We start from the raw sequence: 13,240 nt of genomic DNA, 5'->3' as shown, positions 1-13,240 counted from the left end.
TCCGATGAAGCACACCTCCAAACTCGCCGACATCGCGCTGCTGATCGGCTTCACCATCATGGTGGCGCTGGGGCCGATCATCTTCACCCCGATCGGCGCCGGCTATCCCGATCTGCTGCAGAAATTCGCGATCTACGGCATCTTCGCGATCGGCTTCAACATCCTGTTCGGTCTCACCGGTTATCTGTCGTTCGGCCACGCCGCGTTCCTCGGCGTCGGCTCTTACGCCGCGGTGTGGTCGTTCAAGCTGGTGTCGATGGACCTGCTGCCGGCCGTCGCGCTGTCGGTCGTGCTGGCCGGGCTCCTGGCGCTGGCGATCGGCTTCGTGTCCCTGCGCCGCTCCGGCATCTACTTCTCGATCCTGACGCTGGCGTTCGCGCAGATGTGCTACAACATGGCATATTCGGTGCTGACCCCGATCACCAACGGCGAGACCGGCCTGCGTGTGCTCCGCAACGATCCGCGGGTACTCGACGCTGCGTTCGGCTACGTCTCACCGATGCCGTCGCTGTTCGGGATGCAGATCACCGGCTGGACCGGATTCTACATCTGCGGTGCGGTGCTGGTGGCGGCGTTCGGCCTGTCGATCGCGATCTTCCGCTCGCCGTTCGGCATGACGCTGCGCGCCATCAAGTCCAATCAGAACCGGATGGGATACACCGGCTACTCGACCCGGCCGTATTTGCTGTCGGCCTTCGTGATCTCCGGCATGTTCGCCGGCCTCGCCGGGGCGCTGCTCGCCGCCACCGATCCCTTGGCTGGCGCCGAGCGGATGCAGTGGACCGCGTCGGGCGAGGTGGTGCTGATGACCATCCTCGGCGGCGCCGGAACGCTGCTCGGTCCAGTGCTCGGCACCGGCATCATCAAGTATTTTGAGAACATCTTCTCGGCCTATAACGAGCACCAACTGATGTCGGTGTTCTCGTTCCTGCCGGACGCGGTACGCGAGGGGGTGGTGAAGACCTTGAGCTTGTTCGTCGGCGAAGGCTGGCAGCTCACGCTCGGCCTGCTGTTTATGGCGGTGGTGATCTTCCTGCCGGGCGGCGTGATGGAAGGCATCAACCGGCTGATCGGCCTCAAGCACACCCCGAAGGTCAGGTCGCTCGGCGACTCGCCGCAGCGTGACGGCCTCGGCGAAATGGTGATCGAGGAGATGCCGTCCCACGACCGCACCTCCGAGATCGAAAAGAAAGCCGCCGAGAAGAAAGCGAGAGCAACCGCGCCATGAACGTGAACAGCGACATCGTTCTGCACATTGATCACGTCCACAAGACGTTCGCGGGTCTGCATGCGCTGGCCGACGTGCATCTCGACATCCGTGAGGGCGAAACCCACGCCATCATCGGTCCCAACGGCGCCGGCAAGTCGACGCTGCTCAACGTCTGCGTCGGCGTGCTGCCGCCGACGCAGGGCAAGGTGATGTTTCACGGCACTGAGCTCACCGGTCTGAAGCCCTACGAGATCAATCAGCTCGGAGTGGCGCGGGTGTTCCAGACGCCGGAGATCTTCGGCGATCTCACCGTGCTGGAAAACGTCATGATGGCGATGCTGTCGCATCAGGACGGCGCGTTCCGGCTCAAGCTGGTGTCGCGGTTCGACGAACAGGGCGAGATCGGCCAGCGTGCCGTGCAGGCGCTGCGCGAGCGCGGCCTCGGCGAGCATCTGTATCATCTGGCCGGCGCGCTTTCGCGCGGCGACAAGCGCCGGCTCGAACTGGTGATGGGGCTGGTGCAGAAGCCGAAGCTGCTGCTGCTCGACGAGCCGACCGCCGGTATGGCGCGCGCCGACACCAACGCCACCATCGACATCCTGCGGCAGATCAAGCAGTCGGGCATGACCATCGTGATCATCGAGCACGACATGCACGTCGTGTTCTCGCTCGCCGACCGCATCACCGTGCTGGCCGGTGGCCGTGTCATCGCGCAGGGCGTGCCCGACGAGATCAAGGGCAATCCGAAGGTGATCGAAGCCTATCTCGGCGAGGAGCAAGTATGACGACGATGACCGCCGAACGGCCGCTATCCGCTTCATCGGGCGAGGCGCCGTATTTCTGCTGCCGCAATCTCAACGCCTATTACGGCGACAGCTACATCGTGCAGAACGTCTCGTTCTCGCTCAACAAGGGCGAGATCCTGGCACTGCTCGGCCGTAACGGCGCCGGCAAGACCTCGACGCTGCGGTCGATCGCGCGCGCCTCGACACCGGAGCTGGTGTCGGGCGAAGTGATCCTCGACGGCGTCAAGCTGCACGGCAAGCCGAACTACGTCGCCGCGGGGGCGGGCATCCAACTGGTGCAGGAGGACCGCCGCATCATTCCGGGCATGACCGTGGAGCAGAATCTGCAGCTTGCGGTGATCTCCGGCAGCGTCGGCTGGTCGTTCGAGCGGATCTACGAACTGTTCCCGCGGCTCGCCGAGCGCCGCAAGCAGGAAGGCGTGACGATGTCCGGCGGCGAGCAGCAGATGCTCGCGATCGCCCGGGCGCTCGCCCGCGACCTCAAGCTGTTGTTGCTCGACGAGCCCTATGAAGGTCTGGCCCCGGTGGTGCGCCAGGACATCGCCAAGGCTTTGCGCGAAGTCCGCGCTGCCGGCATCACGACCATCATCGTCGAACAGAACGCGGTCGCCGCGTTGGAACTGTCCGACCGCGCCGTGATCCTCGATACCGGTGAAGTCGTATACGACGGCTCGGCCAAGCACGTCCTCGACAGCGAAGACTTGCGGCATCGCTATCTGGCGATCTGAAGCGCGTTTCGACGAGCTCAGTCCTATCTCCCGTCGTCATCCTGAGGTGCGCGCTTTAGCGCGCCTCGAAGGATGACCGCTCCGCAGACGATGCGAGCTGCCCGCCGCACGGTCGTCCCGCTCGACGCCGCGCGAGCTGCACACGGCGGCGTGACTGACTACAAACAGTGTTGACTCGATCACAGGTACGGGCGTAGGGCTCCGGCCGGGTCGAGCCTTGGTGCGCGATCCTTCCTTCTCATCCAACGAAGAGCACATGGGCCCTAGCAGCTTTGGCCGCCTTCTCCCCGCGATAGGCCGGGCGAATGCGACCGCAACACATCGGACCGCGACCGTGTCGGGCCGCGTGAGCAAGGTGCGCTGCTAGCCGCCTGATCTCACCGTCCCGCCGTCTTGCGCGGCTGTGGAGGTGAGTGATGTCGATCAACTTCAAAACCGCTTGGTGGCCGGCATGGACCGGCCGCGCCGCGCGCCCGGCCGAGAGCCGCCGCGCCCACGCCAACGACAACGTCCGCAGCACGCCGCGCCGGACGCAGCGTCCGGCGCTGGCGCTGCATTGGCATGTCGGCTCGGCCGGCACGCTGGTGGCCGGCTGGACATTGGTGCCGTCGGACGACGCGGCGGGTGCCGAATCGGGTGATGCCGGCGACCGCGTGTACCAGCCGCCCTCGCGCGCGGCGTAAATCCAACGCCCGGCTGCGCTTCGGGCAGGAGCCATCACGATGGACCATCAACCCAGATTGCCCGCCGCCTGCGTGCGTGCGGCGGGCCTGCCGATCTCGAAATCAGCATCAGACGTGGCCGCGCCGCATCGGCGCCGGGCGGGCGAGGGCGCTTAGCGCCGCTCTCCGGTCCGGCCTCTGCGCGCAGGCCGGATCAGGAGAGTACCATGACCAAGCACATCCCCTTGCAGGCGGCGTCGGCCTGCGCCTCCGTTCCGCACAGCGCGGTGCTGGACAGCGCTCATCTCGGCGAGATCCGCGGTGCGCTCGGCACCATCGCGGCCGATGATCGCGCGCCGCGGCAAACGCTCAAAGCCCGGCTCCAGACGCTGCTGGCGATCGCCGGTCCCGGCTTGATCGTGATGGTCGGCGACAACGACGCCGGTGCATTCGGCACCTACACCCAGGCCGGCCAGAATTACGGCACTACGCTGCTGTGGACGCTGCTGCTGCTGATCCCGGTGCTGTACGTCAACCAGGAGATGGTTGTGCGACTGGGCGCGGTCACCGGCGTCGGCCACGCGCGGCTGATCTTTGCGCGGTTCGGCAAGTTTTGGGGCGCGTTCAGCGTCGCCGACCTGTTCCTGCTCAACGCGCTGACGCTGGTCACCGAATTCATCGGCATCAGCCTGGCGCTGCAGTATCTCGGCCTGTCGCAGTTCTGGGGCGTGATCGCGGCCGCGGTGATCATCACCTTCGCTGTCTCGACCGGCGATTTCCGCCGGTTCGAGCGGTTCGCGCTGGTGCTGGTCGCTGGCAGCCTGCTGCTGATCCCGGTTGCCGTGATGGTGCATCCGCCGCTGCCGCAGTTGGCGCATGATTTCTTCGTGCCGAAGATGCCGGAGGGCGCGCCGCTCGGCGAGGTGATGCTGTTGATCATCGCCATCGTCGGCACCACGATCGCGCCGTGGCAGCTATTCTTCCAGCAGAGCTATTTGATCGACAAGCGCATCACCCCGCGCTTCATCCGCTACGAGCGCTGGGATCTCTGCGTCGGCATCGGCCTGGTGATCATCGGCGCGGTGGCGATGATCGGCTTCTCGGCCGCGGCCTTCGCCGGCCGGCCGGAGTTCGGCGCCTATACCGATGCGCTCGGCACCGCGCACGGCCTGGAGCAGGCCGCCGGGCGGTTGCCGGCGATCCTGTTCGCGCTGGCGCTGCTCGACGCCAGCATCATCGGTGCGGCGGCCGTCTCGCTGTCGACCGCTTACGCGATCGGCGATGTGTTTGCAGTGGCGCATTCGCTGCATCGCAAGCCGCGAGAGGCGAAGGGGTTCTACGCGGTCTATGCCGGGTTGATCGCGTTCGCGGCGGCGCTGGTGGTGACGCCGGGGATGCCGCTCGGCCTGCTCACCAATGCGGTGCAGACGCTGGCCGGCGTGCTGCTGCCGAGCGCGACGGTGTTTCTCCTGCTGCTGTGCAACGACAAGGCCGTGCTCGGGCCATGGGCTAACGGTCGTGCCGGCAACCTGTTCACCGGCGCGATCGTCGCGGTGCTGGTGCTGCTGTCGGTGATCCTCACCGTGTCGGTGCTGTTTCCCGGCGTCGGCGAGGGGATGATCCTCGGCATCCTGGGCGGCGGCGTGGTCGGTGCGCTGCTGCTGTCCGGCGCCGTGGCGCTGATCGCGCGCCGCGGGCGGGGTGTCCGCACCGAGCCTGTGGCGGCGTCCGCTGTTGCGCCGGAAGAGTGGCGGATGCCGCCGCTGGCGACGCTGCCGCCCGCGCGCCTTAGCGCGGTGAGCCGCATCTGGCTGCTGGTGCTGCGCGGTTATCTGGTTCTGGCGGCTGGGCTGGTGTTGTACCGCATCGTCGAGCTGATCGCGCGCTGATTCATCCGGCGGTAGCTGCGCCGATCGGCTCAGCGCCGCCGCGAGACCGCAACCTCGCTGGTGCCGACAGCGCCCATCCTCAGCGCCAGTGACGCCGCCGCGACCACACGGTCGATCACGCCATCGACGTCGTCGAGATCGCATTTGCCGTCCGACAATCGGGTCAGTCGTTCGCTTTCCCGCACGGTGTGGTGCGCCATCGCCAGTGCGAAGTGCAGTCCCCAGTAGATCGTCTCGTCCGATGTGCCGGGCAGCGAACGCCGCATCGCGGCGGCGAATTTGCGCAAGTGGTCGATCTCGCGGTTCTTGATCTTGCGGATCGGCGGGATGGTTTCGATCGAAGCGCGGATCATGAAGCGCGCCGCGTCCGAGCGCTGGCTGTCAGGGCCGAGGCAGCCGCGCATCGACGGGGCGACCAGCGCCCGCAGCACTGCCTCGATCGGCGCGCGGCCGCCGCCGGCGGCTTCCGCCGCTTTCAACTCGTTGAGCCGCTCGCGATTGGTGACGATCGAGCGCGTCACGAACAGTTCGGCGATCAGTTCGTCCTTCGAGCCGAAGTGATAGTTGACCGCGGCGAGGTTCACGCCGGCCGCGGCGACGATGTCGCGCAAAGTGACATCGCCGAAACCGCGTTCGGCGTACAGCCGCTCGGCGGCGGTCAGGATGGCGCTGCGTGTGGTGTCGGTCGACATGCCGCTCCGCGGGAAATCATCGATCTTGCATTTCAAACAACTGTATGAAACTATCGTTTCACAGCCGGAAGTCAATGCGCCGTCGGGCCCAGAGACGCCGGCGCCGTCGTTTTCGCGGTTCGCGGCCATCCGGTTGTCGGGAGGCGCGGGGCGGAAATCCGACTTGCGGGCTTGATGCGGCAGGACGACAGTGCCGCCACCCCGTCGGTCACAACAGTCTGGGAAAAACAGTGAGGATCGCCTGATGGATTTCACGATGTCCGATCGCCAAAGCGAATGGCTGGACCGCGTCACCAAGTTCATGAACGACCACGTTCGCCCCGCAGTGCCGATCTACAAGCAGCAGGACGCCGAGGGCGAGCGCTGGAAGGTGATCCCGGTTCTCGAGGAGCTGAAGGCCAAGGCGAAGGCCGAAGGTCTGTGGAACCTGTTCCTGCCGCCGTCGACGCACGACGACGATGAATTCCACGGCGCGGGCCTGAGCAATCTCGAATACGCGCTGCTGTCGGAGCAGATGGGCCACATCTCCTGGGCCTCCGAAGTGTTCAACTGCTCGGCGCCGGACACCGGCAACATGGAGGTGCTGTTCCGCTACGGCACCAAGGAGCAGAAGCAGAAGTGGCTGCGGCCGCTGATGGCCGGCGAGATCCGCTCGGCGTTCCTGATGACCGAGCCGGCGGTGGCCTCGTCGGACGCCACCAACATCGAGACCCGGATCGAGAAGGACGGTGATCACTACGTCATCAACGGCCGCAAGTGGTGGTCGTCGGGCGTCGGCGATCCGCGCTGCAAGATCGCGATCGTGATGGGCAAGACCGATCCCAACGCCGCCCGCCATCAGCAGCAGTCGCAGATCCTCGTGCCGCTCGACTCCCCCGGCATCACCATCGAGAAGATGCTGCCGGTATTCGGCTTCGACGACGCGCCGCACGGTCACGGCGTGGTCAAGCTGGAGAACGTCCGCGTGCCGGCCTCGAACCTCCTGCTCGGTGAGGGCCGCGGCTTCGAGATCGCGCAGGGCCGCCTCGGTCCGGGCCGCATCCATCACTGCATGCGCACCATCGGCAAGGCCGAAGAGGCGCTGGAGAAGATGGTCAAGCGCCTGCAGTCGCGCGTCGCGTTCGGCAAGCGGATCATCGAATTCTCGGTCTGGGAGCAGCGGATCGCCGAAGCCCGCATCGACATCGAGATGACCCGCCTGCTGTGCCTCAAGGCCGCCGACATGATGGACAAGGTCGGCAACAAGACCGCGCAGCTCGAGATCGCGATGATCAAGGTGGCAGCGCCGCGGATGGCACAGCGCATCATCGACGAAGCGATCCAGGCGTTCGGCGGTGCCGGCGTGTCGGACGACGCGGGTCTGGCCAAGGATTACGCCAACATCCGCACGCTGCGGCTCGCGGACGGTCCGGACGAGGTGCACAATCGCGCCATCGCGCGGCTCGAGATGAAGAAATACGCCAACGCGGCGCACTGACGCGCACGCGAGCTGCACAAAACGGCATCGCCGGACTTGATCCGGCGATGCATCTCTTGAAAAGATGGATACCCGGGTCAAGCCCGGGTATGACTGTTTTGGATCGACGGAACGCGCGGCACGTCAACGCGCGAACAAGAACAAGGGAGCGCCACTTGGTCGGGATGCGAAAAGACGACGACTACACCGGCACCAAGCCGGTGGAGGAACGGCATCGGGTCGACGAGGCCCGCCTCGCCGAATGGATGCAGGCGAATGTCGAGGGCTATCAGGGCCCGCTCGAGGTGCAGCAGTTCAGGGGCGGGCAGTCCAACCCGACCTACAAGCTCATCACCCCGAACCGCTCCTACGTGATGCGGCGCAAGCCGTTCGGCAAGCTGCTGCCGTCGGCGCATGCGGTCGATCGCGAATTCCGCGTCATTGCCGCGCTCGGCAAGCAGGGTTTCCCGGTCGCCAAGGCCTATGCGCTGTGCACCGACGACTCGGTGATCGGCGTGTCGTTCTACATCATGTCGATGGAAGAGGGCCGGGTGTTCTGGGATCCGACCCTGCCGACCCAGACGCCGGACTCGCGCTGGGCGATCTTCAAGGCCAAGATCGAGACCCTGGCGCAGCTCCACAGCTACGAGCCGGAGAAGATCGGGCTCGGCGACTTCGGCAAGCCGGGCAATTACTTCGCCCGCCAGATCGACCGCTGGAGCAAGCAGTACAAGGCGTCGGTGGCCGAGCCCATTCCGGAGATGGAGCGGCTGATGGAATGGCTGCCGAGCACGGTTCCGGTGCAGGAGCGGGTGTCGGTGGTGCACGGCGACTACCGGCTCGACAACATGATCTTCCATGCCACCGAGCCGCGCGTGCTGGCGGTACTGGATTGGGAGCTGTCGACGCTCGGCGATCCGATGGCCGACTTCACCTATCTGCTGATGCAGTGGGCGATGCCGGGCCTCGCCGAGGCCGATCTCAAGGCGCTGAATCTGCCGACGCTGGAGCAGGCCGCCGATATCTATTGCAAGGCCGCGGGCATCGCCGGCGTGCCGAACCTCAATTGGTATCTCGCCTATAACACCTTCCGCCTCGCCGGCATCCTGGCGGGCATCGCCGGCCGCGTCCGCGACGGCACCGCCGCCTCCGACAAGGCCAAGGAATCCGCCTCCCGCACCGTCCCGATGGCGCAGTTGGCGTGGGAATACGCGCAGAAGGCCGGCGCGAAGTAAGCGACGAGATTTCTACTTCAAAAGAAGAGGCGCGGTCCGAAACGGCCGCGCCTCTTTTTGTCATCCGGTCATTCCGGGCCGCCGCGCAGCGGCGAACCCGGAATCCCGAGATTGGTACGACGAGATTCTGGGTTCGCGCGTTTCTCGCGGCCGGAATGGCGAAATTGCGGTATTGAGTTCAAAAAGGGTCGTCATCGCCCGGCTTGACCGGGCGACCTAGTATCCCAGAGCGTTCCTGTTATCACGAGCGCTCTGGAATACTGGATCCCCGCATACGCGGGGATGACGGTCGTGTGTTGAGCGGACTGCTCTGCTCATCATCCCGTGTCAGATCGGCTTGCCCGCATAGGGCATCGACGCCGTCAGGCCACCGTCGACCGGGAACGCCTGGCCGTTGACGTAGGACGCTTCGTCGCTGAGCAGGAAAAGGCCCATGGTGGCGAGTTCGTGCGGCTGGCCGGCGCGCTTCAGTGGGTTGAGCTGACCGATCTTGTGATCGGTGCCGCGGGCGCGGGCGCCGTCGAACACCGGCTTGGTCATGCCGGTCTCGATCAGGCCGGGACACACCGCGTTGATGCGCACGCCGGTGCCGGACAGCGAATAGGCGGTGGTCTGCACCAGGCTGATCACACCGGCCTTCGATGCCGCGTAAGGGTGTCCCGAGGCGCCGCTCTTCAAACCCGCGACCGAGGCAGTGCAGACAATCGCGCCGTGGCCCTGTTTGATCAGATGCGGCATGGTGTGCTTGATCGCCAGGAATGGCCCGATCAGATTGACGCGCAGGATTTCCTGCCAATGCTCCGGTGTCTGTTCGGGCAGCGGCACCAGGCCGCCGCTGATACCGGCATTGGCCCAGATGCCGTCGAGCTTGCCGTAAGCGGCGATCGCTTTGGCGACGAAGCCCTTCACGTCGTCCTCGGAGCCGGCGTCAGCCATCACCGCCTCGGCTGTGCCGCCGGCCTTGCGCACCAGCTCGACGGTTTCGTTGACGCCCTCGGTGCGATCGACGGCGATCAGTTGCGCGCCTTCCTTGGTGAACAGCAGCGATGCCGCGCGGCCGATGCCGCTGCCGGCGCCGGTAATGATGATGGATTTGCCTTCGAGGCGGCCCATGCGTTGCTCCCTGCTGATCATTTGCGGCGTTTGCCGCTTGACGGAATTGGAACGACGATCATTCGATCGACATCGCGCGTCCGCCACACAAGTGACTTGAGACGATGCGAGGTCTGACGTACAGCGACTTGTGACCGGATTGAAGGATTTTCTCGCATGACGAACGTGCCGCCGTCTTCCAACGACAAACCGTTCGTCGCGCAGCATTCGGTGCCGGCGGGCGTCACCGCGACGCGGTGGTGGTGGGTGCGGCACGCGCCGGTGCGCAGCGACGGCGGCAACATCTATGGCCAGATCGACATTGATTGCGACTGCAGCGACAAGGTGGTGTTCGACGCGGTCAGCCGGGTGCTGCCGCAGAACGCGGTGTGGTACGCGAGCAAGTTGAAGCGCACCCACATGACCGCGGACGCGATCTTTGCCGCCGGCTTCCCGCGACCCGAGACCATCACGCAGGACCCCGATCTCAACGAGCAGCATCTCGGCGACTGGCAGGGCACCAACCGCGCCGCGTTCTTCGCCAAGCTGCCGGTCAATCTCGACACCTTCTGGTTCGCGCCGATCGACGAGCGCGCGCCGAACGGCGAGAGCTTCATGGATCTCTACGAGCGCACCCGGCGCGCGATCGCGCGGATCACCGCCGCGCATCCGGGCGAAGACATCGTCGCGGTCGCGCACGGCGGTACCATCAAGGCCGCGATCGGCGTCGCGCTTCGCGATCAGCCGGAGCGGGGGCTCGCCTTCACGATCGACAATTGCTCGATCACCCGGCTCGACCATATGGCGTCCAACGGTCACGAGGGCTGGCGGATTCCGATGGTCAATCAGCAGCCGTGGATCGCCGACCCGTCGCACGCCGCGATGCATCAGCCGGCCGGCCCGGAATTGGCGACGCCGAGCAAGCTGGCCTAGGCGCCATTGTCGAACCCAAGCTATCCGTCATTGCGAGGAGCGAAGCGACGAAGCAATCCAGCGTAGTGCACGGACCTGGATTGCTTCGCGGAGCCTGTGCTCGGACGGCGCGAAGCGCCGATCCGTGTGCTCGCAATGACGGATAAGTCATCCACTCAAAACAATCACAACGGGAGAGAAACATGAGCTTGTTCGACCTGACCGGCAAAGTCGCGGTCATCACCGGTTCGTCGCGCGGTATCGGCAAGGCGATCGCCGAGCGGATGGCCGAGCAGGGCGCCAAGGTGGTAATCTCGTCGCGCAAGCAGGACGCCTGCGACGCGGTGGCGAAGGCCATCAACGACAAACACGGCGCGGGCACCGCGCTGGCGCTGGCCGCCAACATCTCCAGCAAGGACGATCTGAAGCGCCTGGCGCAGGAAGCGACGCAAGCCTTCGGCAAAATCGACGCGCTGGTCTGCAACGCTGCCTCGAACCCATATTACGGCCCGCAGGCCGGCATCAACGACGATCAGTTTCGCAAGATCCTCGACAACAACATCGTGGCCAATCACTGGCTGATCAGCGAAGTGGTGCCGCAGATGATTGCGCGCAAGGACGGCTCGATCACCATCGTCTCCTCGATCGGCGGGCTGAAGGGCTCGACCGTGATCGGCGCCTACTGCATCTCGAAGGCCGCCGACATGCAGCTCGCCCGCAACCTCGCCTGCGAATACGGCGAGCACAACATTCGCGTGAATTGCATCGCGCCCGGCCTGATCAAGACCGACTTCGCCCGCGCGCTGTGGGAGAACCCGGACACGCTGAAGGCCTCCACCGCGCGCTCGCCGCTGCAGCGGATCGGCGAACCCGACGAAATCGCCGGCGCCGCGGTGTTCCTCGCCTCCAAGGCCGGCACCTTCACCACCGGCCAGACCATCGTGATCGACGGCGGCGCGACGATCAGCTGAGCCGCTCCTCCTCGCCACACACTCCGTCATTCCGGGATGCGCGCCGCAGGCGCGCAGACCCGGAATCCCGAAGTAGTGGGGCGAGAGGGACGTCGCAGAACGCGTCGAGATTCCGGGTTCGCGCTTCGCGCGCCCCGGAATGACTCGGGGAAAGGGTTACTCCACCGCCGCGTAGACCAGATCCCGCACCAAAGTCCGGAAGTATTCGCGCTGTCCCGGCCCTTGCGACATGAAGACCGCAAACATCTGTTCGGCCGGGTCGATCCAGAAGAACGTGCCGGCGATGCCGCTCCAGTAGTACTGGCCGACCGAGCCGGGAAACGGCGAGATGCCGGCTTGCGTGCGGACCGCGAAGCCGAGGCCGAAGCCGTTGCCGGGCGGCAGGATGTAGTTGTCCGGCGGGATGTGCGGCTCGAGGTGATTGCTCGCCATCAGCTCCAGCGTCTTGCGGCCGATGATGCGCGTCCCATCCAGCGTGCCGCCGCCGAGCAGCATCTGGCAGAACCGCGCATAGTCCATTGTGGTCGAGACCAGGCCGCCGCCGCCGGATTCCATCGCCGGCTTTTCCAGCATGTTGAACAGCGCTACCTGATCGCCCGTCCACGGGTCGGTCGGGAACGCCTCGGCGAGGCGGCTCTTGTTCTCGGCCGATGTGTGGAACCCGGTCTCGGCCATCTGCAGCGGCGCCAGGATGCGTTCGGTGAGGAAGGTTCCGAGCGTTTGGCCGGTCACCACTTCGATCACCCGGCCAAGGATGTCGGTCGAGCGGCTGTAATTCCACGCCGCGCCCGGCTGACACACCAGCGGCATTGAGGCGACCAGAGTGGCGTGCTCTTCGTTCGTGATCTTGCGGCTGCGGATCCGCGAAGCGCGGTACATCTTGTGGATTGGACCGTCGCCGGTGTGGTCGTAGGTGATGCCCGAAGTGTGGCGCAGCAGATCCTGGATGGTGATCGGGCGCTGCAGCGGCACCAGTTCGAGTTCGCCGCCGCGCACGATGCCGACATTGGTGTTCTCGAATTCGGGAATGAACTTCGAGAGCGGATCGTCGAGCAGCATGTGGCCGTCTTCCACGAGCTGCATGATGCCGACCGAGACGATCGGCTTGGTCATCGAGAAGATCCGGAAGATACTGTCCTGGCTCATCGGCGCGTCGGAACCCGGCGCTTGGCGGCCCAGCGCGTCGAACCAGCCGATCCGCCCCTTGCGCGACACCAGCACCGTGACGCCGGGGATGGTGCCCTTGTCGATCTCGCGCTTGAAGGCGTCCGACATCACCTGCAGCCGTCGCGGCGACAGGCCCAGGGTTTCGGGCTTGGCATCCGGCAAAGCGGGGGTCTGCGGAGTGGCGGCGGAGGTTGCGGCGGCGGTCGCGGTCATGGCGTCTCCCGGGTGCTGTTTTTTGTTGTGATCGGGCGCCGGCGTTCACACGCGTGTCATCCGGGCCTGCGGGGTGCGTTCCGCGCCAGATTGACCCATAAAATCCGGCTTGAACAGGGTGCTTTTCCGCAGTAACCAGCCGCGGTTTCGCCGCCTTCCAGGCTGGCGCCGACTAGGATGGAGAACGATGGCCAAAGCAAAGTTTGA

Annotated in this window: 12 protein-coding genes; 9 read left to right on the top strand and 3 right to left on the bottom strand. The window is 65.6% G+C overall.

Features of this window, described 5'->3' with window-relative positions; genetic code table 11:
- The first annotated feature begins 4 nt into the window (after positions 1–4).
- The 5 genes from M9H71_RS00060 to M9H71_RS00040 all read left to right on the top strand — a co-directional run bounded on the left by M9H71_RS00060 (position 5) and on the right by M9H71_RS00040 (position 5,295).
- Positions 5–1,228: a branched-chain amino acid ABC transporter permease gene (locus tag M9H71_RS00060; protein ID WP_455403091.1), complete on the top strand. Its 1,224-nt coding sequence runs from the start codon at positions 5–7 to the stop codon at positions 1,226–1,228.
- Positions 1,225–1,995 (top strand): ABC transporter ATP-binding protein, encoded by a 771-nt coding sequence (locus M9H71_RS00055; RefSeq protein ID WP_104512108.1) that lies wholly within the window; start codon positions 1,225–1,227, stop codon positions 1,993–1,995. The genes M9H71_RS00060 and M9H71_RS00055 overlap by 4 nt, the downstream gene beginning before the upstream one ends.
- Complete coding sequence (locus M9H71_RS00050; RefSeq protein WP_104512109.1) at positions 1,992–2,744, top strand: ABC transporter ATP-binding protein; 753 nt, start codon at positions 1,992–1,994, stop codon at positions 2,742–2,744. Before M9H71_RS00055 ends, M9H71_RS00050 begins: the two co-directional genes overlap by 4 nt.
- Positions 2,745–3,160: 416 nt before the next feature.
- Complete coding sequence (locus M9H71_RS00045; RefSeq protein ID WP_104512144.1) at positions 3,161–3,427, top strand: hypothetical protein; 267 nt, start codon at positions 3,161–3,163, stop codon at positions 3,425–3,427.
- A gap of 206 nt (positions 3,428–3,633) precedes the next feature.
- Entirely contained in the window at positions 3,634–5,295 is a 1,662-nt protein-coding gene (locus tag M9H71_RS00040; protein WP_455403090.1) for an NRAMP family divalent metal transporter, read from the top strand.
- A gap of 29 nt (positions 5,296–5,324) precedes the next feature.
- Here the strand turns inward: M9H71_RS00040 and M9H71_RS00035 are convergent, their stop codons facing one another.
- Positions 5,325–5,987, bottom strand: a complete 663-nt coding sequence (locus M9H71_RS00035) for a TetR/AcrR family transcriptional regulator (RefSeq protein ID WP_455403089.1) — start codon at positions 5,985–5,987, stop codon at positions 5,325–5,327.
- 244 nt (positions 5,988–6,231) lie between these two features.
- Between M9H71_RS00035 and M9H71_RS00030 the strand changes: the two genes are divergently transcribed.
- Together M9H71_RS00030 and M9H71_RS00025 are read left to right on the top strand one after the other, a co-directional pair.
- Complete coding sequence (locus M9H71_RS00030; RefSeq protein WP_104512111.1) at positions 6,232–7,464, top strand: acyl-CoA dehydrogenase family protein; 1,233 nt, start codon at positions 6,232–6,234, stop codon at positions 7,462–7,464.
- 164 nt (positions 7,465–7,628) lie between these two features.
- Entirely contained in the window at positions 7,629–8,678 is a 1,050-nt protein-coding gene (locus M9H71_RS00025) for a phosphotransferase family protein (protein WP_455403440.1), read from the top strand.
- A 327-nt stretch (positions 8,679–9,005) separates the two neighbouring features.
- On the opposite strand, the gene M9H71_RS00020 is transcribed toward M9H71_RS00025, so the two are convergent.
- A complete protein-coding gene (locus tag M9H71_RS00020) occupies positions 9,006–9,791 on the bottom strand; it encodes an SDR family NAD(P)-dependent oxidoreductase (protein WP_455403088.1) in 786 nt (261 codons plus the stop codon).
- Positions 9,792–9,947: 156 nt separating this feature from the next.
- Here M9H71_RS00020 and M9H71_RS00015 point away from each other — a divergent pair, with 156 nt between their 5' ends.
- On the top strand, positions 9,948–10,703 hold the full coding sequence (locus M9H71_RS00015) for a histidine phosphatase family protein (RefSeq protein ID WP_455403087.1): 756 nt from the start codon (positions 9,948–9,950) through the stop codon (positions 10,701–10,703).
- Positions 10,704–10,885: 182 nt separating this feature from the next.
- Entirely contained in the window at positions 10,886–11,653 is a 768-nt protein-coding gene (locus tag M9H71_RS00010; RefSeq protein ID WP_455403086.1) for an SDR family NAD(P)-dependent oxidoreductase, read from the top strand.
- Between the two features lie 156 nt (positions 11,654–11,809).
- Here M9H71_RS00010 and M9H71_RS00005 read toward each other — a convergent pair whose 3' ends face one another.
- Entirely contained in the window at positions 11,810–13,033 is a 1,224-nt protein-coding gene (locus tag M9H71_RS00005; protein WP_455403085.1) for a serine hydrolase domain-containing protein, read from the bottom strand.
- Positions 13,034–13,240 lie beyond the last annotated feature (207 nt).

The sequence above is a fragment of the Rhodopseudomonas parapalustris genome, assembly GCF_053772255.1.
This window is presented reverse-complemented; position numbering and strand designations above follow the sequence as displayed.